Origin of the sequence: Bradyrhizobium commune (genome assembly GCF_015624505.1) — a bacterium.
Classification (GTDB): Bacteria; Pseudomonadota; Alphaproteobacteria; order Rhizobiales; family Xanthobacteraceae; genus Bradyrhizobium; species Bradyrhizobium commune.
Genome location: NZ_CP061379.1, coordinates 3,648,179 through 3,672,265, shown reverse-complemented (window position 1 = coordinate 3,672,265; position 24,087 = coordinate 3,648,179). Strand labels below are relative to the sequence as shown.

25 protein-coding genes are annotated in these 24,087 nt (G+C 63.9%); 7 read left to right on the top strand and 18 right to left on the bottom strand.

Going from position 1 to position 24,087, the window contains the following annotated elements; translation table 11 throughout:
• Positions 1 to 111 precede the first annotated feature (111 nt).
• Positions 112 to 441, top strand: coding sequence for an iron-sulfur cluster insertion protein ErpA (gene erpA, locus IC761_RS17260; protein WP_027529739.1), 330 nt, complete (start codon positions 112 to 114; stop codon positions 439 to 441).
• 183 nt (positions 442 to 624) lie between these two features.
• Here erpA and IC761_RS17255 read toward each other — a convergent pair whose 3' ends face one another.
• Both IC761_RS17255 and IC761_RS17250 read right to left on the bottom strand, forming a co-directional pair.
• Positions 625 to 4,116, bottom strand: coding sequence for a DUF4132 domain-containing protein (locus tag IC761_RS17255; protein ID WP_195804373.1), 3,492 nt, complete (start codon positions 4,114 to 4,116; stop codon positions 625 to 627).
• 60 nt (positions 4,117 to 4,176) lie between these two features.
• Positions 4,177 to 4,635, bottom strand: coding sequence for a hypothetical protein (locus IC761_RS17250; RefSeq protein WP_195804372.1), 459 nt, complete (start codon positions 4,633 to 4,635; stop codon positions 4,177 to 4,179).
• Between the two features lie 293 nt (positions 4,636 to 4,928).
• On the opposite strand from IC761_RS17250, the gene IC761_RS17245 reads away from it, so the two are divergent.
• The 3 genes from IC761_RS17245 to IC761_RS17235 are packed head-to-tail and all read left to right on the top strand — an operon-like array spanning position 4,929 to position 7,111.
• Positions 4,929 to 5,675 carry a hypothetical protein gene (locus IC761_RS17245; RefSeq protein WP_195804371.1) on the top strand — a complete coding sequence of 249 codons (747 nt, stop codon included), beginning with the start codon at positions 4,929 to 4,931 and terminating at the stop codon, positions 5,673 to 5,675.
• Between the two features lie 2 nt (positions 5,676 to 5,677).
• Positions 5,678 to 6,364 (top strand): hypothetical protein, encoded by a 687-nt coding sequence (locus IC761_RS17240; protein WP_195804370.1) that lies wholly within the window; start codon positions 5,678 to 5,680, stop codon positions 6,362 to 6,364.
• A gap of 6 nt (positions 6,365 to 6,370) precedes the next feature.
• Positions 6,371 to 7,111: a hypothetical protein gene (locus tag IC761_RS17235; RefSeq protein WP_195804369.1), complete on the top strand. Its 741-nt coding sequence runs from the start codon at positions 6,371 to 6,373 to the stop codon at positions 7,109 to 7,111.
• 172 nt (positions 7,112 to 7,283) lie between these two features.
• Here the strand turns inward: IC761_RS17235 and IC761_RS17230 are convergent, their stop codons facing one another.
• The gene (locus IC761_RS17230) at positions 7,284 to 7,517 is read right to left on the bottom strand and encodes a DUF6356 family protein (protein ID WP_195804368.1); all 234 of its coding nucleotides are present in this window, start codon (positions 7,515 to 7,517) and stop codon (positions 7,284 to 7,286) included.
• A 129-nt stretch (positions 7,518 to 7,646) separates the two neighbouring features.
• Between IC761_RS17230 and IC761_RS17225 the strand changes: the two genes are divergently transcribed.
• Complete coding sequence (locus tag IC761_RS17225; protein WP_197959417.1) at positions 7,647 to 8,120, top strand: Lrp/AsnC family transcriptional regulator; 474 nt, start codon at positions 7,647 to 7,649, stop codon at positions 8,118 to 8,120.
• Positions 8,121 to 8,205: 85 nt separating this feature from the next.
• Here IC761_RS17225 and IC761_RS17220 read toward each other — a convergent pair whose 3' ends face one another.
• Positions 8,206 to 8,820: a hypothetical protein gene (locus IC761_RS17220; RefSeq protein ID WP_195804367.1), complete on the bottom strand. Its 615-nt coding sequence runs from the start codon at positions 8,818 to 8,820 to the stop codon at positions 8,206 to 8,208.
• A gap of 47 nt (positions 8,821 to 8,867) precedes the next feature.
• Positions 8,868 to 11,147 carry a hybrid sensor histidine kinase/response regulator gene (locus IC761_RS17215; protein ID WP_195804366.1) on the bottom strand — a complete coding sequence of 760 codons (2,280 nt, stop codon included), beginning with the start codon at positions 11,145 to 11,147 and terminating at the stop codon, positions 8,868 to 8,870.
• Between the two features lie 133 nt (positions 11,148 to 11,280).
• On the opposite strand from IC761_RS17215, the gene xth reads away from it, so the two are divergent.
• On the top strand, positions 11,281 to 12,078 hold the full coding sequence (gene xth / locus IC761_RS17210; RefSeq protein ID WP_195804365.1) for an exodeoxyribonuclease III: 798 nt from the start codon (positions 11,281 to 11,283) through the stop codon (positions 12,076 to 12,078).
• 155 nt (positions 12,079 to 12,233) lie between these two features.
• On the opposite strand, the gene IC761_RS17205 is transcribed toward xth, so the two are convergent.
• The 13 genes from IC761_RS17205 to IC761_RS17150 all read right to left on the bottom strand — a co-directional run bounded on the left by IC761_RS17205 (position 12,234) and on the right by IC761_RS17150 (position 21,574).
• A complete protein-coding gene (locus IC761_RS17205) occupies positions 12,234 to 13,064 on the bottom strand; it encodes a tetratricopeptide repeat protein (RefSeq protein WP_195804364.1) in 831 nt (276 codons plus the stop codon).
• Positions 13,051 to 14,775, bottom strand: coding sequence for a dihydroxy-acid dehydratase (ilvD, locus tag IC761_RS17200; protein ID WP_195804363.1), 1,725 nt, complete (start codon positions 14,773 to 14,775; stop codon positions 13,051 to 13,053). The genes IC761_RS17205 and ilvD overlap by 14 nt, the downstream gene beginning before the upstream one ends.
• A gap of 588 nt (positions 14,776 to 15,363) precedes the next feature.
• Positions 15,364 to 16,143: a CbtA family protein gene (locus IC761_RS17195; protein ID WP_195804362.1), complete on the bottom strand. Its 780-nt coding sequence runs from the start codon at positions 16,141 to 16,143 to the stop codon at positions 15,364 to 15,366.
• Positions 16,144 to 16,153: 10 nt separating this feature from the next.
• A complete protein-coding gene (locus tag IC761_RS17190; RefSeq protein WP_195804361.1) occupies positions 16,154 to 16,351 on the bottom strand; it encodes a CbtB domain-containing protein in 198 nt (65 codons plus the stop codon).
• A complete protein-coding gene (locus IC761_RS17185; RefSeq protein WP_195804360.1) occupies positions 16,348 to 16,644 on the bottom strand; it encodes a hypothetical protein in 297 nt (98 codons plus the stop codon). Before IC761_RS17185 ends, IC761_RS17190 begins: the two co-directional genes overlap by 4 nt.
• A complete protein-coding gene (locus tag IC761_RS17180) occupies positions 16,641 to 17,222 on the bottom strand; it encodes a hypothetical protein (protein ID WP_195804359.1) in 582 nt (193 codons plus the stop codon). Before IC761_RS17180 ends, IC761_RS17185 begins: the two co-directional genes overlap by 4 nt.
• A gap of 50 nt (positions 17,223 to 17,272) precedes the next feature.
• The gene (locus tag IC761_RS17175) at positions 17,273 to 17,530 is read right to left on the bottom strand and encodes a hypothetical protein (RefSeq protein WP_195804358.1); all 258 of its coding nucleotides are present in this window, start codon (positions 17,528 to 17,530) and stop codon (positions 17,273 to 17,275) included.
• Between the two features lie 72 nt (positions 17,531 to 17,602).
• The gene (locus IC761_RS17170; RefSeq protein WP_246791539.1) at positions 17,603 to 18,016 is read right to left on the bottom strand and encodes a cytochrome b; all 414 of its coding nucleotides are present in this window, start codon (positions 18,014 to 18,016) and stop codon (positions 17,603 to 17,605) included.
• Positions 18,017 to 18,025: 9 nt separating this feature from the next.
• Positions 18,026 to 18,163 carry a hypothetical protein gene (locus tag IC761_RS35875; RefSeq protein ID WP_246791538.1) on the bottom strand — a complete coding sequence of 46 codons (138 nt, stop codon included), beginning with the start codon at positions 18,161 to 18,163 and terminating at the stop codon, positions 18,026 to 18,028.
• A complete protein-coding gene (locus tag IC761_RS17165) occupies positions 18,163 to 19,011 on the bottom strand; it encodes a fumarylacetoacetate hydrolase family protein (RefSeq protein WP_195804357.1) in 849 nt (282 codons plus the stop codon). The genes IC761_RS35875 and IC761_RS17165 overlap by 1 nt, the downstream gene beginning before the upstream one ends.
• Before the next feature lie 94 nt (positions 19,012 to 19,105).
• A complete protein-coding gene (locus IC761_RS17160) occupies positions 19,106 to 19,318 on the bottom strand; it encodes a hypothetical protein (protein WP_195804356.1) in 213 nt (70 codons plus the stop codon).
• Positions 19,319 to 19,553: 235 nt separating this feature from the next.
• The gene (locus IC761_RS17155; protein WP_195804355.1) at positions 19,554 to 19,730 is read right to left on the bottom strand and encodes a hypothetical protein; all 177 of its coding nucleotides are present in this window, start codon (positions 19,728 to 19,730) and stop codon (positions 19,554 to 19,556) included.
• Between the two features lie 107 nt (positions 19,731 to 19,837).
• Positions 19,838 to 21,574, bottom strand: a complete 1,737-nt coding sequence (locus IC761_RS17150) for an adenylate/guanylate cyclase domain-containing protein (RefSeq protein WP_195804354.1) — start codon at positions 21,572 to 21,574, stop codon at positions 19,838 to 19,840.
• 326 nt (positions 21,575 to 21,900) lie between these two features.
• Here IC761_RS17150 and IC761_RS17145 point away from each other — a divergent pair, with 326 nt between their 5' ends.
• On the top strand, positions 21,901 to 24,078 hold the full coding sequence (locus IC761_RS17145; RefSeq protein ID WP_195804353.1) for a lytic transglycosylase domain-containing protein: 2,178 nt from the start codon (positions 21,901 to 21,903) through the stop codon (positions 24,076 to 24,078).
• The last annotated feature ends 9 nt before the right edge of the window (positions 24,079 to 24,087 follow it).

The following is a 24,087-nucleotide window of genomic DNA, read 5'->3' as shown; positions in this document are numbered from 1 at the left end:
CGACGAATTTAGTCCCTATCCATTTGATTCTGCGTATCCTTGCACTTAACTATGCCGGACGCGGGATACCAAGTGAACTTGGCATGACCGCGGGCCTATCGGAGACGAGCCATGACGACTGCCGTGACCATCAGTGACCGCGCCGCCCGCCGGATTGGGGAGATCCTCAAGGGCGAAGGCACAGGCGCGATGCTGCGCATCTCGGTCGAGGGCGGCGGCTGCTCCGGCTTCCAGTACAAGTTCGACATCGACCGCGACCGCACCGACGACGATCTTGTCATCGAGCAGGAGAACGCAGTGGTGCTGGTCGATTCCGCCTCGCAGCCGTTCCTGGCAGGCTCGCAGGTCGATTTCGTCGACGACCTGATCGGCGCCTCGTTCCGCGTCAACAATCCCAACGCCACGGCGTCCTGCGGCTGCGGCACCAGCTTCTCGATCTGATCAGATTCAAAATCTGAAAAACAACCCCATGCACAGTAGCCGGGACACCGGTACTGAGCACTTCTGCTTTTTCGAATATCACTTGATGCGTCGAGCAAAACAGGGGTAAGGTGTAATCATCGCGAGATCCTCACGGGGAGTGCGACGGGACACGCCCGGTCAGTCAAAACTCGCCGTCCGCGTTCACCGTCCGAGCTGGCTCAGGATGCTGGCGTCGGTGATCTTGTCGTCGTCGGCAAGCATCGCTGCCTTTGACAGGATGATCGAGAGCATGTTGTCGCCCTCGAACGGCAAGCGCACGTCGGCCCGAGCCACATTCGCGGTCGCCGGGACGATGCACAGATACCGGCCGGCAGGCTCCATGAGGATGTTGCCGGAGCCAAGGTGGATCTTGTAGGCGTGCCGCTTGCCCTCGACGCGCAGAAATTTGCCATCGACGATACGGCTGACCTTGCCGATGGCAAGGCTCGGCAGAAGGGACGTCAACAGGGCGAGGCGCGTCTCGGCCATCGCACCGAGATCGCCGAAAGCCCGTGCCTGCCAGTAATCGGCGCCGATCGTACGGCGCCACTGGTTGGGGTGTTCAGCGTCTCGGCCGCCGTCGGCCCAATTGGGGTCATTCGCGACGGAGGCGACGCCGACGAACAGGTCGCAATGGCGCATCACCTCGGACAGCGCGAGCGGCGGGACATCCTCGATGTTGGCGGCTGCTCCCCTTTCCGGGCCGCGAGCCGATGCGACGACGGCCTCGGCAGGATTTGCGATCCGGTAGAAGCGGAGCTGGTCGGTCGTCAGATAGAGATACGCCTGGGCATCGGTGACCTCGGGATCATCGCCACCGGCGCCCGCGGTCCAGAATTCCGCGACGAGACCCTGCCGCGGCAGCACGATGTGCGTCGGCTCGTCGTTGGGCCTGTCGGCCCAGATCCGATGCGTCACCATCCAGCCATTGAGGCGCGCCAGCGCCATGAGCTGGTGCTGCTTGACGATGTGCCCGGCAAAACGATTCGAATAGGCGCCGGTGCGCCGTTCGGCCTCGGTGACAAGATACACTTCCCGGTGTGCCTGCTTGAACGGCTGCGTGATATCGAGCGCGCCGAGCCTCTCCCGCCAGGCCATCACCTCCCCGACCGTACAGCCGATCGGGTGCCAGAGTGTGATCTCCGCGCCGTCGATCGAGACCGGCTTGCCGCTCACGTCGGTCATGCCGCCACCCGACCATGCGACAGCGACCCGATCGTCGCCGTGATGCACATTCCAGATCAGCCGGCGGCTCAGCGCGCCAACCAGCGGATGCTCCGCATAGCGTTGCCGCCAGACCTCCGCCGCCCAGCGCCGGTCATCGAGCCACAAGCGTTGCAGGCGTTGCGGCTGGACGGATAGATCGGCCTCGATCTCCTTGGCGAGCGCCTTGACCGCCTTGATGGCATCCTTGCGCTCCTTGAGGACGGCCGGGACAGATTTCGAGACTTTCCCGTTCGCCGCGCGCCACGTCACCTCGACCGAGGCCGTGCCCGCGATCGCAAGCAGCGCCGCGCCCTCGCCAACGGCGATTTCGGCGGTGCCGTGAGCATCGAGGTCATGGGTCGGGACCGACAGCTCGTCGAGCTCGCCGCGGGTGATGCCCGCCTCGGCCGCCGCCTCGTTCAGCGCCGCCTCGATGCGCTTTTTCACCTTCGGATATTTCACCCGCGACAGCAGCCGCGCGAGATAGGGCACGCCGCCGCCTTGCGGCAAATGGATCAAGGCCCACAGGCAGGCGTTGCCCAGGCGCTCGTCGCGCATGCCCCAGGACGGAATGCTTTGGAAACACACGTTCTGAGCGTGCCGCGCCAGCATGGGTCCGACGGCGTCGGGCGACCACTCCGCAGCCAGGTAGACCGCCGCTCGGGCAAGAACCCCGGAGGGCCCCGGCATATCGAGCACCGCCCCAAGAAAAGCGATCTTCTGCTGGGGCGAGAGGCCGGAAAGCGTCTCGTGAGCCGCCTTGAGCCACTTGCCAGATGGACTGCTCTTTCCCTCCAGCTCGAGCGCGCGGATATGCAGCGACTTCCACGGCGCGCGCAGCTCCTGCGGAATCTCCGACAGCTTGCCCATGCGCGCGAGCAACGGTCCGGCGTCTACGTCGGCCTCATCAGCCGTGCTGAGCGCGCGCAGGGCCATCGCTGCCGCTTGGATCAGTGAGAGCGTTCCTTCGGCCGGCGGGCGAGGTGGCGGTCTGCGAAGGCACTGCTCCACATAGGCGCGGTCCTCCGCCGAGCATTTGCGGAAGTCCGACAGATCGCCGTAATAGTCCCATAGGCTCCTGAGCACGACGGATTTGGCCGTGATGGGTTCGAATACGGGGCGCGGAGGGAGCGGCAGCTCGATCGATTGCCCAGGATCGGTGGCGAACGCGCGGGATTCGAGCGCAGCACCGAGTGCTTCCAGCGCCTGGACGCGAGATGCGCGTCCCTTTCCATCGAAGGTCGCCGAAGTATCCGAAAGGAGATCCTGAGCGGCTTTTCGGGTGAGCGGCGCGGGCCCGGCGGCGATCGTCGCGAGGATAATTTTCACGACACGCATGTCCTGCAGGGCGTCCCACCTTGGCATCGTCGCAAGCAGTTCCGCCGACGTCCGGTCATCCGCGATGATCTTTTTCTTGAGCACGACTGCAACGAGTTCGCCCAACCCGCTGGCGTAATTCCCTCTGTGCGTCACAAGCTTTGTGCCGGGAACAAGTCGTGCGATTGCAAGGTGCGCGCTGATCTCGTTGTACGCAGGGAAGTTGGGAGCCTTTGAATCGCGAAGTGCGACGACGCGCAGGTAAACGTCGACGATCAGGGCGAGCAATTCACCCTTCGCTTCAGGCGTCGACGCCTGCAACTCGGAAATGCCCGGGCGCTTCTCGAAATCCCGGGCGCTGTCGTCCTCATATATTCCTCGGATCACCGTTTTGAGCGGCGGGCTTATTCCTCCGCAAACATATTCAAACGCGGCTTCAGCAATCCCCTTCAGCTGTTGATCCTTGACGAAGACATCGCTCTCGGCAAGTGGACGGCCGATCTTGGCGAACATTGGCTCGATAGATTGAAGCACCTCCCGGTAATCCCAGGCCTTCCACGGCGCCTTGTCGACTAATCCGGCGAGATCGACCAGCGAGCGGCGCTGAACGGCGCTCATCGGTTCAGGGACTTTCTCGACAAGCAGTCGAGCGATGTCGCGAAGTTCTCGCCTCGCTCCGCGACTGAGCCTGCACCGTGCGGCGCGCACGATGTCCAGGGTCGCCAGATCATCCAATTTCATGTTCATTGCGCCACTTGCGTGGATGGCGTCGCGAATGAGTCCTTCCCAGTCATGAATGTTGTGAAAGAAAGACCCGTGTTCCGGGCGGCAGCCAAAGCGAGCAAACAGGGATTGTAATGCAGCCTCGATTAGGGTTGTCCGGCCGAGCAGTCGCATCTTTTCGGCCTCGTACAATGCCTCGACAACCCGACGCACCTCGCCTCTCACCTCCAACCAGCGGTGCCGACCATGATCGTCAATGACGTCGATGATGATCTTGTCCAGCGCCGGAACGTTAGTCCGGCGCATATCCGCGATAAGCGCGGCTACGTCGACATTGGACCACGGAACGTCGGGCGACCAATCTTCGAGGGTCCGCACCTTCGATTTGAACACGTCGAACAGCGCCATGGACAAGCATCCTTCAGCAAGCGGCGAGCGGTGAGCGAGGGTGGCGGTTCGCGCTTCCGCTCATCCGCCAACGAGTGGCACGAGACGGAGAAAGGTCACGGCGCTGTCTTCCTTGACCGTCAGAACCTCGTCGAGATCAACGATCTGACGGCCGTCGAAGATCATGAAGAAACCGTTCTTCGCGAAGGCCTCGAGCGCGACTGCGACCAAGGGCTCGCTTTTGATCGGGTGCAGACGTTCGAGGCCGGGACCATATGCGCGCAGGCCGTTCAGGGCACGCTCGACCCAGCCGGGCAACACCAGCCATTCGTTGCGCGTGTCGCGGTTGGCGTCCTGGGCGGCGATCGTCCCGTCAAGGCGTGCACGTTCCATGGCATTATGGATGGCCACGTCCGCTTCTATGCGGCTCCGGATCAGGTCGCGCGCCGTTATCCGTTCGGCCGGCAATTCGAGCCGGTGACGCAACTGGCGTTCGGCGCCCGGCCGCTGCTCGTCATAGATGTCCAGCACCGCATTCATGCATCGCCCTCCCGGCATGTTCGCGCCGGGAGGATGGCTAGCGGAGATTACGATTCCAAGAATAAGGGTGGTTGTGGAAGGAGTATTATACTACTTTCCACGTTATGGTTGATATACCGGCACATGTCTTCACGACGATTTGCAGAAATTTGGATTGCTTCATTCGACATCCGCGGATGAGCGAAGCGTCATCCGCCGCCTCACAGGCCCCGCTATCGTAGCGCCACATCCCAGTCGTCCGTCACCACCAGGTTTTACGGTTCGTCCACATTGCCCATGCTATCGCTCGCGCGATGGGAAATCACAGACTTTACGGCGAGCTTGCCGCCTCCCTTGTGCGCGCCACCACGGATCGCTGTGAGCCGGGCGAGCCGCGCACCCGCGTTGGCGCCAAGCTCGATGGTTCAGGCGGCCTGTCTGCCTATGAAGGCGCGTTGCTCATTCTCCATCAGCTGGGAGTCGCGACTCCTGACAACAAACTGGCGATCGATGGTGACCGGATTGCGCACTTCGTTGCGGAGCGATCGCGGGATAGCCAGGTCAAATTGCCGCCGATCGACGAGGTCCTTGAAGCGTGGCTCTTGGTTGCAGGCCAGGAGGGTCATCCGTCGCTCACGCGCCTGCCCTTTGTCCCGCATGACGACATCAGGCCCGCGATGGATGCGCTTGCGGCGCTGGATTACGTCCGGCCAGCCGGCAATGCCTTCATATGGACGGACAAGATCGGCCGCGCGATGCAGATGACGGGCTGCTGGGACGGGGCCAATTTGTCGCGCCAGGAGCTCGAGGAGCGGGACGTCGATCTGGACATGCGCAAGGCCCTGGCCGGCATTCCCGCGGATGTCAGGCTCGCGGCGCTGAAGGGTAACAGAATAGACGTGGTCAAAGCGTTAGCAGCGCGTTGGATCGATGGTGTGTGGCTGCCCGATACTGCCGACGAGGCACCATGGTGGCGCCTCGCCGCGGTCGGTGATGAAGCAACGCGATTGGTAGAGCTGGTCCAGGGTGCTGACGACCCGCTGACGCGCGAGGTTAACTAGCCATGGCCGCGCGGAGCGGTCAACCGGATGACTTGTTCTTGCGCCTCCTCGAACCGGGCTCGCTACTGAGCAACATAGTCGCAGCTCGTTTGAAACGCTTTACCTCTCACAATCCGCCAACGCATTTCGGGATCGAGAATGGCTGGCGCTGGCTCTTCAATCCGCTTCACGATGCCGGAGGGCGCGGCCTTCTCAAATACTACCGATATTTTCGGCACTTCAAATTGAATGATCGTTTCTACACCACAGTCGCACTTCAGTTCGGTCGAGCCGAAGTCCATACCATCATGTTCAACCGACGTGACGCCACTGCGGAAGAAAAAGCTCAGTTGGGCGAGAGCATGCAGGCCGCGCGTACATACTACGAGGCCGACCCCGCGTTCCAGGCTGCCGTCCGTCGATTGAACGACATCGGCATTTCCTCCGAATTTGCCATGATTCAGGAGGATCAAGGCGCGTACAATGCCCTGTGGTTGTACGGCCGTGTGTCCAGTCTGGAACGATTGGAGGCGCTTGCCGCAGACGATGCCGGCTATCGCTCTCCGGCCGAACGTGCGGAAGCCGCAAGGCGCTTCCGGATCTTTCTTTTGCGAAATTACCTTTGCAACTCCAAGGATTATCGCGAACGCTATGCCGACGTGGGTGGCTCGCCCTATGACGATCCCAGAAATTGGCGAAAGGAAACCTGATCGATCATGAATGATCAGGATGACGGAATGATCGATCGGCCGTCGATGCGCCTTCGATTGGCTGCGGAACTTGCCGTTGGTCTCGCGCGTCGCCTTTCGATGACGCTCGAACCAGTCGACCCGCCGGGCTACTATTGGCATTACGCACAAACTCCGTTCGAGGACGGCTGCTACGTGCTTTGGGAACTCGGGGTCGCCTTGGCTTTGGTAGCGACCGGGAGTGGCCACCAAGGCATGACTCGGCAGCAATACGTTGATGCAAAGCGGCGTCCGGGCGAGGAAACGTTCGCTGTGTATAGGTTCTTCCCAGCTCCTGAGACACGGGCGGGCGTGCTTGCCTGTGGTGAGCTTCCCGACGCGTTATTCGAACGCCTGCTCGAGGCATATCTCGAAACTGCATGCGACTATGGCCCCGATGGGACGCAGCTTTGTTCAGGTTCAGAACCGTTCAAGCCGGCGGCTGAATTCGAGCACGAGACTGCCGCGCTCGTCGCGTGCGGATACGCCGAGCGTTATGCGGACGTGGTCAAGTGGACCGACAAAATCGCTTCAGCGATCCGCGCGGAGACTCGTGGGGCTGATCCAAATCCTCGGATCAGGTTGCCAGACGATGTGCTGGAGCGCGTGAACAGACTGGTGCACGACCGCAACCCCATTGCGGCAATTGCTCTTGTCCGGGCGGAAACGGGTGCCGACCTCCTGGAAGCCAAGACGTATGTGGATAGCCTCAGTCAAGAAATTCATTGAAGGGAATAGGACCACCTGCCTCACGGGGCATCATCCCTGAAACCAGCAGCCGGCAGACGCCACTCATGAAGCGTCGTGCACCGCAGTCTAGTCCTCAAAGGAAAACCGGCTTGCCCAGGTAGGCCAACCATCGACACACGCTTGTTCCCCCGGCTCTGGATCGAGGCGCGGGCTACTCGGCGGGCTGCAGCGCGTGGCCGCGACGCGTGATGCGCTCGTGCATCTGCCGGATCATGCGGCTGGCGGTGGTCTCGAACAGGCAGGGAATGACAGCGTGCACCAGCGCCGCCAATGCGGCGCCGAACAGGCGCGCCGCGAAGCCGAGCGCGAACAGGAAATGCTCGCCATAGGATTCATCGACACTGTGCGGATGGGACAGAAACAGCCGGTGCAGAGTGGTTTGCATGCGAGGCTCCAGGGGGCGCGGTTCGCTTGCAATTCCTAGCGGATTCGGGCCAGGAAGATGTCCCAAATATCACACGATATGCCCTGTATCGGTTGAATTTGGACGATTATTTAGCGTATTGTTGGGATAATGGATGAAACAGATTGCAAGCTCCTCAACCTGATACAGCATGATGCCGCCCTGTCGCTGGACGAGCTGAGCGAACGGGCGGGGCTTTCCCGCAATGCCTGCTGGCGCCGCATCAAGCGGCTGGAGGATGAGGGCATCATCAAGGGCCGCGTGACGCTGCTCGACGCAAGCCGCATCAATGTCGGCCTGACCGCGTTCATCGCGCTGCGCACGACCGAGCACAGCGCGAGCTGGCTCGAGCGGTTTTCGAATGCCGTGCGCGACATTCCCGAGATCATCGGCGTCTATCGAATGACCGGCGATGTCGATTATCTGCTGCAGGCCGTCATTCCGGATGTTGCCGCCTATGACAGGCTGTACCAGCGCCTGATCGGGAGGATCACGCTCGCAGACGTGTCGTCGTCATTCGTCATGCAAGAGATCAAGTCGACAACGGTGCTGCCGCTCGACTATGCGCCGGAGCGGCGCGGGTGAAGGCGTAACATACGTCCTTCGTCGCCGACGCCCGTTCTGCCATTGGCGCAGTGCAAGCTCGCAGGGGAGCGCAGCATCGGCGCCGTCAAGCGCTCGCGCTCCGTTGAGCCCGCAGGGACAAGGCTGGCTGCCAACCAGCACGCTCTTCGCACGTGCCGTGGTCGAACTTCACCTTGCGGCCCTGCTCGTCTCGAAGCGCCTGAATTTCGATCTCATCGAAGGCGAACCCTCTGATCGACTTCAGTTGGCCGACAACCGGCTTTCTCGTCTCCCACGGGGTAGTGCTGCCACGCGGCAGCGGAAATGCGAACGGCCGCGAAGGAATGCGAAGCAGAATGCGGCCATCCCACGCATCGAGATCGCCAAGCTCAATTCGCACTTCGCCGATATAGTCCAAATAGGCTTCGTATGCGTGTTCTTGCAAAGACACCGTCACGCTGAAACCGGTAAAGTCGATCTCCGAATGCATTCGATTGTCGTAGACCAAGGCCTCGCTGACTTCCACGCTTCCGATTGAAGAGCTCGCTTCGTCGCGGCCCAAGGATAGGAACCTGTCCGAACACCAGAAATCGTATGGCACGCTCTCAGGCCGGGGAGGACGATGTGATAGGGTCTGGTCTGAGCCGCTGCAAAAGCCGATGTCGTTGATATGCCCCCTGTAGGGAAGGAAGAGACGACCGATCACGATCAGCGAAGACATGGGTGAGTACCTCTATCGGTGCGTCGGTGACACGGCCCGACCGCCGTCTACGCGCCCGTCATCTGCCTTTCCTCGTCGGTCCACTCCAACTCATCAGGCATCAGCTCCGGCTGCAGCAGCGCGTCCTCAGTCATCACGTGTCCGTCCAGCGCGCACAGCAGGGCCGCGACGAGCGCCGGCTTGCGGAGCGGTTTGGCCAGAAAGTCGGACATGCCGGCCTCGCGGCAGACCTTGATATCGTCGGGGAAGGCGTTGGCGGTCAGCGCGATGATCGGCAACGCGGCGAAGCGGCCGCCTTCGGCGCGGATTGTGCGCGTCGCGGCAAGGCCGTCCATTTCCGGCATGCGCACATCCATCAGCACGACGTCGTAATCGCTTTCGGACACGGCCTCCACAGCCTCGACACCGTCGGTGACGACCCTGAGCTCGACATCGAAGGCGCTGAGCATCTTGCTCACGACCATGCGGTTGACGGCGTCGTCCTCGGCGACCAGCACTTTCAGCGGCCGGTCGAGGGTCACGATGCGGGCCTTGAGATCGTCGGCTTCGTCGCGACCCGCGTCATGGTCGGAGGCCTGGGCCTGGCTCCAGGGCAGCACCAGCGTGAAGCGGAAGGTCGAGCCCTCGCCCGGCATCGACGTGACGCCGATGGTGCCGCCCATCTGCTCGATGATGCGCCGGGAGATCGCAAGCCCCAGGCCAGTGCCGCCGAAGCGGCGGCTGATCGAGGCGTCGGCCTGGGCGAAGTCCGAGAAGAGCTGTCCGAGCTTCTCGGGCGCAATGCCGATACCGCTGTCGGTCACGGTCCATTCGACGGTCGCGAGCAGATCGCGCCGCGCCGGGCAGGTCGCCGCTATCGTCACCTCGCCCTGGTCGGTGAACTTCACGGCGTTCGATGCGAGGTTGAGCAGCACCTGGCGGATGCGCGCGACGTCGCCGCGCAGCGTCGGCGGCAGGTTCGGATCGAGCTCGACCTTGACCGTGAGCCCCTTGCTCTTGGCGCTGGCACGGGCAACGGTCGCGACCGTCTCGACCAGCGTCTGCGGCGCAAAGTCGATCGCCTCGAATTGGAAACGGCCGGCCTCGAGCTTGGAGAGATCGAGAATGTCGTTGAGGATGCGCTGGAGATTGTCGCCGGATTCGCGGATCGTGGTGACGGCCTCGTGCTGCTCCGGGTCGAGCTTGGTCTCCAGCAGCATGCTGGCAAGGCCGAGCACGCCGTTCATGGGCGTGCGGATTTCGTGGCTCATGACCGCCAGAAAGTCCGACTTGGCGCGGCTCTCGGCTTCGGCCTTCTCCGCGCGCCAGCGCTCGGTGACGTCGCGGCCGAAGCCGCGATAGCCCAGAAATTGTCCGTCGCGGTCGTAGGCCGGCTTTGCGGTCAGCGACCACAGCCGCGCTTCACCGCCGGCGACGACCTTGAGGTTCATCTCGTGCAGCGGCTCGGCGTGCTCCATCAGGCCGACGATGTTGTAGGCGGCCGCCTTGTCCTCGGGACACAGCATGTCGAGCACGTCGGCGAAGTGCGATCCCTTCAGAAGCGGAAGCGGCAGCTGCGCGACATCGGCGAAGCGTTCGGGCACGTCGACCAGATGGCCTTCGGCGTCGGTCTGCCACAGCCAGTCGCTGGCGTTGTCCTGAAAGTCTTTCAACAGCAGCGAGATGATTTCGGTCTGGCGTTCGAGCTCGAGCTGCGCGTTGAGATTGCCGAGAAACAGATTGCCCTGCGAGACGATGTTGCGCGCCATGAAGAACGCGAACAGCAGCAGGAACACCGCGGTCATGGCATAGGGCCCGGTGCCGCACAACAGCATCGCGTCGGCGCAGGCAATCGTCATGGTCGCGAGATAGACGAGGCCGGCGCGCGGGAAGGTCGAGAGCGTGAAGGCGCCGCCCGACATCATGCCGACCATCAGGCAGGCCAGGATCAGCTGGCCGGTCGGCTCGACCCGGCTGAACAGCGCGAGCGGCAGCGTGCCCCAGATCGCGGCGATGAAGAACGCCTGCCGCGTCGTCTGCCGCATCGCGCGGCTTGTGGCTTCCTGCGGCGGATCCCGATGGGATCGTCGCCATGATCGCACCGCGAGCGAGGCGGTGGTAGCGAGCGTCAGGCCCCAGATCGCGAGGAAGTCGTTCCAGCCCCGGCCCCAGAACAGGATCAGCACGATGGCGACGTTGAGCATGGTGACGGCCATCGTCACCGGGATCAGCTGCGTCACCGCCTCGATCTGCTTGGCGCGAATACGACGCAGCTCGCGCTCGCCGAGACCGGCGGTCACGCCGTCACGCGGCTCGATCAATGTAGCGGATCTGTCCGGCCATCCCATCCGTGGAACCTTTTCCGTATCAATGGCCTGCGGCCTGCTTAAGCCGGGTTAATTTTGTGGGAGATTTTGCGGCGTCCTTGACGGGCGTGTTTGCAGTTTGTTCTAACCATGGCCCCTGCCCGGAGCCCCACCAATGACCATCAGAGTAGCCACATGGAACGTGAATTCGGTCCGGCAGCGGATCGACCTGCTCCTGACCTGGCTCAGGGAGTGCCAGCCGGACATCGTCTGCCTCCAGGAGATCAAATGCGTCGACGAGGCATTTCCCAGGCTGGAGATCGAGGCGCTCGGCTACAACGTGGTCACGCACGGCCAGAAGACCTTCAACGGCGTCGCCCTGCTCTCGAAGCTCAAGTTCGACGAGACCAAGTCGGGGCTCGCCGGTGACGACGAGGATGTGCATGCCCGCTTCCTCGAGGGCGTGGTCACGCTCAAGCGCGGGGTGCTGCGCATCGCCTGCCTTTATCTGCCCAATGGCAACCCGGTCGGGACCGACAAATATCCCTACAAGCTCAAATGGATGTCGCGGCTTCTTGAGTATTCGAAGGAACGCCTTCAGACCGAGGAGCCGCTGATCCTCGCAGGCGACTTCAACGTCATCCCGCACGCCCGCGACGTGCATAACCCGGCGGCCTGGACCGAGGACGCCCTGTTCAAGACCGAGACGCGGGAGAGCTTTCAGTCCCTGCTCGGCCTCGGCCTCGCCGATGCGTTGCGGGCGGTCACCGACGAGCCGGGACTCTACACCTTCTGGGACTATCAGGCGGGCGCCTGGCAGAAGAACCACGGCCTGCGGATCGACCATCTGCTGCTGTCGCCGCAGGCCAGCGACCGGCTCGCCAATGTCGGCATCGACAGCTACGTGCGCGGCTGGGAGAAGCCGTCGGACCACGTGCCGGTATGGGCGGATCTGGATCTGGAGGCGGCTTAGGCCTTACGCGGAGTTGGTGGGAGCGAGTGGCAGTCGCAACTGCCGTAGGTGGGCAAAGCGAAGCGTGCCCACGACTCGTAATTGCGGAGAGAGATGGTGGGCACGGCGCCAAAGCGCCTTTGCCCACCCTACGGCACCTGCTCGCCTCTACGCGATTACTCGCGGCGGCCCTGCACCCACTGTTCCAGCATTTGCAGGCACATGGCGCGGTCGTCGTCCGACGCCTTGGCGAAAGCGCGGTTGTAGTTTTCCTTGATCCAGGTCTCGTCGGCGCCGGCGCTGTCACGCGCAAGCGTCAGCCACATCAGGCCGCGCGCGGCCTGCCGCGGCACGCGGTCGCCGTTGAACAGCATCTGTCCCAGCAGCGCCTGGGCCTCGTGCTGGCCCTTCTGGGCGGCAAGGCCGAGCCAGCGCGCGCCGTAGCGGAAGTCTTCGCGCGAGGCGTCCGGCGTCTTCAGGTAGAGCCGGGCGAGATCGTACTGCGCGTCCGCATTGCCGAAATAGGACGCGGCATAGGAGAACATCTCCCGCGCCCGGTCCGGGTCCGGCTTGATCTTCGAATTCGGGATGCCGCTCAGATAATAGCGGCCGAGCGCGACGAAGGCGTTGGCCACGACCTGCGCCTGCGGCGCCGACGGACTGTCCTCGGCATGCGCGTTGGCAATCCGGCTGAAATACTCGAAGGCGCGCACGTCATCCTGAGCGACGCCGTCGCCATTGGCGTACATGCGGCCGAGCTTCCACTGCGCGATCGGATGGCCGCCTTCGGCGGCATATTGCAGGGCGCTGAGCGAGGTTTCCTGGGGTGCCACTGCCACCGGCGGAGCGCTCTTGCGCACCGTGCCCGCAGCGCCCGGCAGGGTGGTCACGACAGGGATGGTCGCATCCCGAGGATTGACCGGCGAGCCGTCGAGGGCGAACGCCGGCGCGGCCAGCGCAGCTGCCCCCAACACAAACGCAACTATGGTACCCTTAGATGTCCGCATAGCACTGTTTCTCGTGCGCGCCACCCGGATGGGTCACTGCCCCATCGACCGCTGGCCCAACCTGCTGAGCATATTTCCAGAGCGCACCCGACGTATGGTTCGTCGCGCGAGGGCTCCATTTGGTCTTGCGCTGGGCCAGCTCGTCGTCGCTCAATTTTACGTTAAGGATTCCGGCGACGGCATCGATCTCGATGATGTCGCCATCCTGCAACAGTGCGATCGGACCGCCGATGGCGGCCTCAGGCCCGACATGGCCGATGCAGAAGCCGCGGGTGGCGCCGGAGAAGCGGCCGTCGGTGATGAGCGCGATCTTGCCGCCCATGCCCTGCCCGGTCAGCGCCGCGGTGGTCTGGAGCATTTCCCGCATGCCAGGACCGCCCTTGGGGCCCTCGTAGCGGATCACGATGACTTCGCCTTCGCGATAGGTGCGGTTCTGGACGGCGTCGAACGCGTCCTCCTCCCGGTCGAAGCAACGCGCCGGACCGGTGAACCTCAGGTTGGACATTCCCGCGACTTTCACGATCGCACCTTCTGGCGCCAAATTGCCCTTCAGACCAACCACACCACCGGTGACGGTGATGGGCTTGTCGGCCGGGTGCACCACGTCCTGGTGCGGATTCCATTTCACGCTCTTGAGATTTTCGGCGATCGTTCGACCGGTGACCGTAATGCAGTCGCCGTGGAGAAATCCGTTGTCGAGCAGCGTCTTCATCAGAAGCGGAATGCCGCCAACTTCAAACATGTCTTTGGCGACATAACGGCCACCCGGCTTCAAATCCGCGACATAAGGTGTCTTTTTGAAGATTTCGGCGACGTCGAACAGATCGAACTTGATGCCGGCCTCGTGCGCGATCGCCGGCAGGTGCAGCGCAGCATTGGTCGAGCCGCCGGAGGCAGCGACCACGGCCGCTGCATTCTCCAGCGCCTTGCGGGTGACGATGTCGCGCGGCCGGAGATTGGACGCGATCAGGTCCATGACCTTCTCGCCTGCGGTCATGCAGAAGGCGTCGCGGATTTCATACGGTGCCGGGGCACCGGCCGAGTAAGGCAGCGCGAGGCCAATCGCTTCCGAGACGGTCGCCATGGTGTTGGCGGTGAACTGCGCGCCGCAGGCGCCCGCCGAGGGGCATGCCACGCGCTCGATCTCGTCGAGGTCCTCGTCCGACATGGCACCCACCGAGTGCTTGCCGACGGCTTCGAACATGTCCTGCACGGTGACCTGCTGCCCGCGGAAATTGCCGGGCAGGATCGAGCCGCCGTAAATGAAAATCGAGGGGACGTTGAGGCGGACCATCGCCATCATCATGCCCGGCAGTGACTTGTCGCAGCCGGCAAGGCCGACGAGGGCGTCGTAGGCGTGGCCGCGCACGGTCAGCTCGACGGAATCGGCGATGCACTCGCGCGACGGCAGCGAGGAGCGCATGCCGTCATGGCCCATCGCGATGCCATCGGTCACGGTGATGGTGCAGAACTCACGGGGCGTGCCGCCGGCGGAGGCGACGCCCTTCTTCACCGCCTGCGCCTGGCGCATCAGGGCGATGTTGCAGGGGGCAGCCTCGTTCCAGCAGGAGGCGACGCCGACGAAGGGCTGGTGGATCTGCTCGGTGGTCAGACCCATGGCATAGAAGTAGGACCGATGGGGGGCGCGCGCAGGGCCTTCCGTCACGTGACGGCTCGGCAGCCTCTGCTTGATGTTGGTCTTGGCGTCCATCGCGACCAGTTTCCTTGGCCGAGTTTCCTTGGCCCAGTTTCCTTGTTCAGTTTCCTTGGCGAACCCTTGTCAGACCCGGAACATCAGACCCAAGATTTGAATCGACCTTGGGATTTCCCGTCGCCTGCCGCGAGCACTCCGCAGCCCCTAAAACTTAGAGCGATTTTATTCATGTTCAGGTGTGGCCAAAAAGCGGCGCCGGTGCGAACCGGCTGCGATAAGGGTTAAATCGCCCGTAACTGTTGCAGAGACGGCACAATCGTGGCTCACGGGACACGAATTTAGCTACCGGCGTACCGGCGGCAGAGGCGGTATCCACAACCTCAGAACTCATAGCCACCTGCCGTGCGCGTGCGTTTTTGAAAGGTGCCGGCGCGCTTGGTGTGAGTCGCGGCAAGAGGCGGCATCGCCGTTCTCCAGACACGTCTTCGCAGTCTCGCGGCGCAATTCGCCCGAGATTTGCCTGGTCACTCCACCGTTTGATCCAAGAGGGCGCAGGCAACGGCGGCTTGACGGCCTCGCAGCTGTTTTGCCCGTCGGGTAATCGCGACGCCGTTGCGCTGGGCCAGGATGACGTTAGACCGGGTTCTAGGCCCGCAATTCCGCGCCACGATCGAAGCGCGCGAACACCGCGCTCGTCACGGCGCCCAGCAGGGTCCAGAACACCAGGCTCGTCACTGTGACCGCGGTGACGAACTGGTGCGACAGCGAGGACGGCACGTTGGTTTCGACATGCGCGAGCTCGGGCGCGCCGATGCTATGGGGCAGGATCAGGAGGATCACGCCCGCAATGGCGGCCGGCACCGAGCGGCGGAACACGATAAAGCCGAGGCCGACCGCGGTCGCCAGCACGGCGGCCGTCCACCAGATCTGGCGCGACAGCAGCGGCGCGGCGGGAACGCCCGGCAGCTCCGGCGTGAGGCCGAGGCCGGGCGCGATGGTGAACACGGCAAAGCCGGCCAGTCCCCACATCAGGCCTTCGTGCCAGGAGACGCTATCGCCGGTCGCACCGCTGCGGACGGCGAAGAAGCCTGAGAGCAGCAGCGCGAAGCCGATTGCGGTCAGCACGTTGGCGGCCGCCGTATAGGCGTTGCGCTCAAAACCGTCGCGCGGCTCCCAGGCGTCGGCGCCATGGTCATGATCGGCATGATCGTGAGCCGCATGGTCGTGGCCGGCATGATCATGACCAACCGTCGCCGCCTGCGGCGCGGCCGCGGCGTCGTGCTGATGGGTCTCCGCAGCCTTTTCGAAGATTTCCGCCTTCAGGATCAGGGGGACGGTGCCGAATTGCTGGGCGACTGTGACGACGAGACCAACGATGAAACCGGCAATGACGGACGCGAAGACGATCGCGCGAAACGTGCTCATGCCGCCCCGGTCAGTGGCAGGGAAACGCGTTGGAATGGCGCACGTCGTGCGCGGCATCGTGGACGACGTCGATGTGCGAGAAGCCGACCACGCCGACGATGAAGACGCCGAGCACCATGGCCAACAGGGCCTGCGAAAGCCGTCCCACCTGCCCGACCGCGGCCGGCAGCTGCGTGACATTGGCGTTCGTGAGCTGAGCTGGGCTCATGGATCTTCTCCGTTGGCGATTTCGTGGTCTTCTAGCAGCTTCCGGGCGACGTCGCGACTGGTAAGATGCAGGCTCGTGCCTGCCAAAATGCCCTTGTGGACGATCTTGGCGGCGGCGGCGGCGCGAAACGCCGCCTCGAATCGCCGGAAATAGCTGATGCAGTCGAGCGGCGCGGGATTTGCGCCGATCAGGGTCCGGAATGCGCCGCGGTGAACGGCGCAGATCGCGCCGTGTCCCGGGACCGCAAACACCACCGAGGCGATGTCATCGCGCCACTGAACCTCGTCGTTCAAGTCGAGATCGCGCGTCCACGCCCGAACGGATCGATCAGGCGGACGATCTCGCAGGCCGCAACGAGGCCGGCGAGCCAGACGGCGCTGGTCAGCCCGATCCGCGTCACGATGGCCAAGGTGAAGGCGCCCTCTCCGCCGAGGGCTGGCGTCACGGCGAACAGCACGAGCTCATAGGCCGCGCAGGCAGCGACAAGGGTGAGCGCCAGCACCAGCGGCGTGCGGCCCTGTGGCAGCGCGCGGAGGGTGGCCGACGACACAACCGTCGCAACCAGCGCCGCGGCGCCGATGACAAAGCCCCAGGCGATCGTGCTGCCATCGATCGGGTAATGCAGCGCGCCGAAGCCGATGGTCTGGTTGACGAGCCACGCGCCGATGACGACCAGCAGCGCCGGACGCAGCGGCAGTGTCGCGGCCGCGACGACGGCGAAGGCCGCAAACGGCGTCGCGCAGGCGAGCGCGAAGCTTGCGAGCGCGCATGACGCCGTCAGCAGCGCAAAGCAGAACATTGCTGCATGGCGCGGCGCGACGGGATGAAGCCGGAAACGGTCGGCCTGGGATGAAAGCATGTCAGTGGCCATGGAAAATCCTTCCGGCCCCCACCTTAGCACATTTGCCAAAGGGCTGGTGCTTATGTCCGCCCGCGCGGGCGCTGGGCCTGGGCCCAGGCCGCGGTCACATCCTGCGGCGGAACGTCGAGGCGTTTGATCGGCATCAGCTGTCCGGAGGCGGACACGATCGCGGTCTCCTCGCGGCGGCAGCGCGGGCAGACGAAGCGAACCTCATGCGGGGACGCCGACCAGCTTGCGCGTTTCACATTGGCCGCCATCGGCCAAGCCTCGCAATGCGAGCACGCCACCAGGAACCGACCGGGATCGAGCATACCCATCCATAGGACTCCGCGTCCTGCCCGTTCCTTCAATGATTTTCCTACGCAATTCGTTCCGGTGCACCGGCACCGTCAGCCCTCGGCGCTCCCCGAACGCGGCCACATCCGTGCCAGCGTTCCATCGCGCATCACCACGGCGTGCCAGGCGGTGGCCGCGATGTGCAAGGCCACCGCGGCATAGACGACATAGGCCAGCGCGTCATGCGTGACCTCGCCCGCATGCGCGATCTCAGGACTCCCCACCACCAGTCGCGGCCAGCTGAAGGTCCAGAAATATTTCAGCGAGTAACCGCCGGCCGACGAGAAGGCGTAGCCGGTGAGCGGCATCGCGAACAGGATGAAGTACAGCGCCGCGTGGTTGAGCCGTGCAGCGAACGTCACGAGGGCACCGAACGACGACGGCTCGGGCGGCACCTTCGTGGCAGCACGCACCATCAGCCGCAGGATGGACAGGAAGAACAGCGTCATGCCGAGCGATTTGTGCACCTCCAATAGCTAGCGCCGCGGCGAGGTGCCAGGCGGCTGAAGGCCGCAATAGAAGCCGATCAACATGGCTGCAATGAAGAGCACCGCCGTCGCCCAATGGATCCGGCGCAGGAGCGGCGCATAGGCCGTCGTCACTTCCGAGGACATCAGGCCTCGTCGGCGATCCCGTTACGCAACAGACCGACCTTGTCGATCTCGACCTCGACGACGTCGCCGGCCTTCATCCAGATCGGCGGGGTACGCCTGGAGCCGACACCGCCGGGCGTGCCGGTGGCGATGACGTCGCCGGGTTCGAGCCGGGTAAACTGCGAGCAATATTCGATCTGGCGCGGGATATCGAAGATCATCTGGTCGATGGTGGTGTCCTGCACCACCTCCCCGTTCAACCTGGTCTGCAACCGCAGCGGACCGACATCGCCGACCTCGTCGGGCGTCACCAGATACGGGCCGAAGCCGCCGGTTGCGGGAAAATTCTTGCCCGGTGTGAACTGGTGGGTGTGGCGCTGATAGTCGCGCACGCTGCCCTCGTTGTAGCAGGCATAGCCGGCGATGTGGCCCCAGGCCTCGGCCGGCTTGATGTGGCGGCCGGCCTTGCCGATCACGACCGCGAGTTCGCCCTCGAAGTCGAGCTGGGTCGAGACCTTTGGGCGGATGATGTCGGTGAGATGCCCGGTCTGGCTATTGGCGAAGCGGCCGAACACGGTGGGGTTCTCGACCTCCGTGCGCCCGGTCTCCTTGCGGTGGTTCTCGTAGTTCAAGCCGATGCAGAGGATCTTGTCCGGGTTCGGGATCACCGGCAGGAAGGCGATCTTCGCCAGCGGATGGCGCGTCGCCTTGGCCGCGGATTTGGCGGCCTCGGCCAGCGCGCCCGCAGCGATCGCCGATTTCAAGTCGGGATAGCGGTCACCCAGAACCGGGCCCAGGTTGGCCACGTTGTCACCCTCAACCAGGCCCCACGACGCGGTGCTGTCGATCGCAAAACTCGCAAATTTCATCCCTGGTCCCCTGACGCTGGGGTCAGCCTAGCAGGTCGGAGCTGAGGGGAGGATGGCGGCAGGAGATGGGGCGGTTGCGATCCTTGCAACGCGCTCAGCGCGCGCCGTGCAACGTGCAGGACGTGGTGCAGGTGACCGTGTTGCCGTGATCGCACGACTTGCAGGCGGCCACGCACTGGTTCATGTCGCGGGGATTGTAGGAGCTGTAGTTCCGCATCGGGCAGAGCGGAGTCGAGCCCGTGATGTCCTGCTCCTGGTTGCAGGCTGCCAGCATGAGAGCAAACATGATGACTGCAACAACACGCATGGGTGGCCCTGCCAAAAAGCACCGTGCGACGGCGTCTACGAGGCCCATTGCACTGCAACGAGCCCCGGCATTCCCATCGTGAGGATTCGCGCACTGCGCCTCAGCCTCACATCCTTACCAAGGATGCGCGTCAATCGTTAAGAACGGCTTTCAGCCGCGCAGGCTCGCCCGCTCGCGATGGTTCCATGCATCATGCAGCGGTTTGCCTGTCCGAGGCTTACGTCAAGCCACCAGCTTAAGCCGCAGCTCTGGTCGCAACCGCGCGCCGCGTCTCGTTCGCGAGCTGAAAATAATGCTCGCCGAGCTTGAGATAGAATTCCCGCTTGGCGCTGTCGGTGGCGAGCTTGGCAATCAGCTCGCATTCGGCGGTGAGCGTCTCGAACCGTTCCAGCCTGTCCTCAAGTTCTGTCATCGGCGTGTCCCCATTAAACGCCTCAAGGACAACAAACCTAAGCCCGGAAAATGAGTCAGGGCGAACATCGTTATGAGGTAGAATCAATTATTCTCAGGCAGAGACCGCTATTTGTGGTCCATCCGCCAAGCGCCGTCCCAGCCCGCGTCGGGCGGGCTCGTCCCGAACTGGGCGATGCGGTCGAGCATGGCCTGCGAAGGCCCGTCGCCGGGGGCGCTCTCAAGCGCGGCGTTGAACGCGGTGCGCGCATCGTCGAAGCGACGCGCGCGATAGGCGGTAAGGCCCGCCGCATAGTGCTGCCGCAGGCTGTCCTGCGCCGCGGTGAGCGCGCCTGCCCTGCCCATCACCTCGAAGATCGGTTGCGGCGCACTCTGGCCCACGACCGCGAGCCGGTCGATCTCGCGCAATTCGAGAAGCGACCCGATTGCTTCAGCCGTGGCCGGCGAGATCAGGATGCGCGTGCCGTAGACCTTGTTGACGGCCTCCAAGCGCGACGCAAGGTTCACCGCGTCGCCCATCACCGTAAAGCTCATCATCAGCTCGGAGCCGATGCTGCCGGTCAGGACCTCGCCGGTGGCGATGCCGATGCGCAAATCGCACGGCACCGGCATGGCGCGGATGCCGAGCAGATCAGGCAACTGCTTCTGAAGCATCGGCACCTGATCGGCCATGTCGATGGCCGACAGGCACGCCAGCACTGCCTGCTCGTCCGCCTCGACAAAGGGCGGGCCCCAATAGGACATGATGGCATCGCCGATATATTTGTCGATGACGCCGCGGTTGTTCCGGATGGGGCCGGACATCACCGTGAAATAGTGATTCATCACCTTGACGAGGCCGCGCGGGGTCATGCCCTCGCTCATCGCGGTGAAGCCGCTCATGTCGCAGAACATGATGGTCATCACCCGGCGCTGGCCGTCGATCGTGACCTCCGGCCGGTCGATCAGCCCCTGCACCACCTTGGGATCGATGTAGCGGCCAAAGGTCTCGCGAATGCGCTCGTTGTGGCGCAACTGCTCGATCATGCGGTTGAACGCGGCGGCGAGCTCGCCGATCTCGTCCTGGGTCGAGACGGTGATGCTCTTGTCGAAGCGGCCCGCCTCGACCTCTCGGGCACCAGCCAGCAGCAGCCGCACCGGGCGGGTGATGCCGCTTGAGACGAGCAGTGCGAAGGCAAATCCGACGATTGCCGCAAGCAACGTCACGATGCCCGAGATGATGATCGCCTGGCGCTGATGGCCGATCACCTGAGACGTCGAGAAGAAGACCTGCTTCAGCATGTCGGCGCGGATCGCATCGATCTTCAGGTTGAACTGGTCGCGGAGAACGTCGAGATGCTCCAACGTGGCGCGGGCATCATCCATCTGCCTGGCGTCGACCTGCTTGAGGAGCTTGGCGTGGTCCTCGTTCAGGTCGCGGCGCAGCTCCGTGACGGCGGTCTCGATGCGGGTCTCAATCCGCGCCAGCGTGGCATTGTCGGACGGCGTCCTGGGATCGTCGATGATTGCATTGATCAGCGACCGCGCGCCCTCGGCCTCCTCCTCGATCTTGCGGTCGACCTCCTCGAACTCGTGCAGCCGCGCCGTATAGGCCTCCTCGTCCGAGGGCGACTGCATTTTGGTCATGACCAGGCGCCGCAGCGCCAGCGCCCGCTCCAGCGAGCGGATGTTCGCGCGCGCCAGATGCCCGTAGGCGGGAATATAGCGGTTGGTCAGCTCATCGAGGAGGACACCGACCTTGCTCGACATCACCATCGACAGGATCGAGGTGACCAGCATCAGAACGATCAATCCGAGGGCGATGCCGACGATCTTGCGCCGGATCGACTGGTTGAAAATCGGCATGGGTTCGGGGCAAAGGCTGAAAGGACGGGTCCGTGGAACTCAATACACCGGATTTCGGCCAGGGAACACGCGCAATCTTGCCGTTCGTGGCGCTTTGGGCCGCCCGCAACCGTCGCGCGAACCCCATTCGTTAACAAAAGCTAAAGGCCCTACCTCTATCCCCCGTTGCAGAAGTTCCCTCACTCCATCCGTATTTTGCCGCATTGTTGCTTCAGCGTGACAAATGCGAAACGATGCCGTGCCATCATCCTTGGCATCGATTGAGTCTCAATCCGCTGGGATCGCGGACCTTGGTTTGTAGAGTGGTTTCGCAGGGGGACCATGGAATGAACCAGTGCCTACGCTCGCTCGCGTGTCTCGTTGCCATGGCCGCACTGGCGCTCCTTCCGACGGAGCTGGCAGCGAAGAGCAAGTCACCAAGCCCGAAGAAGACGCACGAAGCCAAAGCCGGCAAGCAGCCGCATGCCGCTTCCGGCAAGCGCGGCAGACATGCCGAGGCCAGGCGCAAGTCGAAGAAGCAGGACGACGAGCCCGCGGACAAGCCGGCCCCACCGCCGCTGACCGGCGATCTCGCCGCGCTGAAGGACGCCATCGATCTCGCGCGCAAGGGCAAGACTGACGACGCGACCGCCGCGCGCGACAGGATCGCCGATCCCGCCGGACAAAAGCTCGCCGACTGGTTCATGCTGCGCCATTCCGAGAGCACCGCACCTTTCAAGCGCTACGCCGCCTTCCTTGCCGCCAATCCAGACTGGCCGAGCGCCGCGCTGCTGCGCCGCCGTGCCGAGGCGCGGCTGTGGCAGGAGAAGAGCGACGCGGCCACCGTGCACGCCTTCACGATGGACCGGCCGACCAGCGCCAAGGGCAATTTCGCGCTCGCCCGCGTGCTGCTCGCCGAGGGTGACCGCGACAGGGCCGCACGTCTCGTGCGCGAGGCCTGGCGCTCGGAGGAATTGTCCGAGCGCAGCGAGGAGGATTCCTACGAAGCTTTCCGCGACCTGCTAACCGCGGACGATCATCGCGCGCGCATGGACAAGCGCCTCGGCGCCAAGGACTATTCCGGCGCACGACGCGCCGCAAAACGTCTCGGCGAGGACGCACTCGCGATCGTCAAGGCCTGTGCCGCGGTCAACGGCAAGGAGAACAAGGCCAAGGACTATCTCGACGACGTCGCGGCTGATGCGCGCCGCGACCTCGGCTATGTCCTCTGCCGCGCGCAATGGCACATCCAGAAGGACCGCATCGACGATGCGGCCGAGGTGATCCTGGCTGCCGCGCCCGACATGATGGCGGCCCAGGACACCGATGCCTGGTGGCGCGAGCGCCGCCTGCTCGCGCGCAAGCTGCTCGACCAGGGCAAGTTCAGGACGGCCTATGACGTGGTGCGTGGCGCCGCGATTCCGGCGATGGAGGTCTACCGCGTCGACTATCACTTCATGTGCGGCTGGATCGCGCTGCGTTATCTCGACGAACCCAAGACCGCGTTGATGCATTTTGCCGCGATCGACGAGGGCTCGGCCAATCCGATCGCGTTGTCGCGCGCGCATTACTGGCGCGGCCGCGCCGCCGAGGCGATGAACGCGAGCGCTGACGCGCGCCAGAGCTATCAGGCGGCGGCGCGCTATTCGACCGCCTATTACGGCCAGCTCTCGCGCGCGAGGCTCGGGCTGGACACTATCGAGCTGCGCGCGCCCTCGCCCGTGCTGGCGTCAGCCGACACGCCGCCCGCCGACGAGCGCGTGCGCGGCGCCGACATGCTCTATGCGATCGGCGAGCGCGACACGGTGTTTTACTATGCCGAGGACTTTGCCAAGGAGAGCACCGACGTCGCAGCGCTCGAAGCGCTCGGCGAGCTCGCCGGCCGGCGCAACGACGCGCGCGTCATGCTGGAGGTCGGAAAATCGGCGCTGGCGCGCGGGCTCGCGCTCGACCATTACGCCTTCCCGACCATCGGCATCCCCGAGCACAAGCAGGTCGCGCCCGCGATCGAAACCAGCGTGATCTATTCGGTGGCGCGTACCGAGAGCTCGTTCGACCAGCGCGACAAATCGTCTGCCAACGCCGTCGGCCTGATGCAGGTGACGCCGGAAGCCGGCCGCGACACCGCAAAGCGCTTCGGCGTGACCTATGATTGGGACAAAATGGTCTCCGATCCCGTCTACAACACGCAGATGGGCGCAGCCGAGCTCTCTGCGCTGTTGTCGGAATATCGCGGCAACCAGATCATGACCTTTGCCGGCTACAATGCCGGCCGCGGCCGCGTGCGCGAATGGGTGCAGGCCCATGGCGACCCGCGCGATCCCAAGATCGACCCGGTCGACTGGGTCGAGCGCATCCCGTTGTCGGAAACGCGCAACTACGTCCAGCGCGTGATGGAGAACGTGCTGGTGTACCGCGCGAGGTTCGAGGGCAGCGGCATGGTGGCCGGGAAGACCGACCAGCGCGTGGTGACGCAAGACGTAAATGCCAAGGCGACGCCGGTGGGATTTAAGGGGCCGGAATAGAGGCGGCGG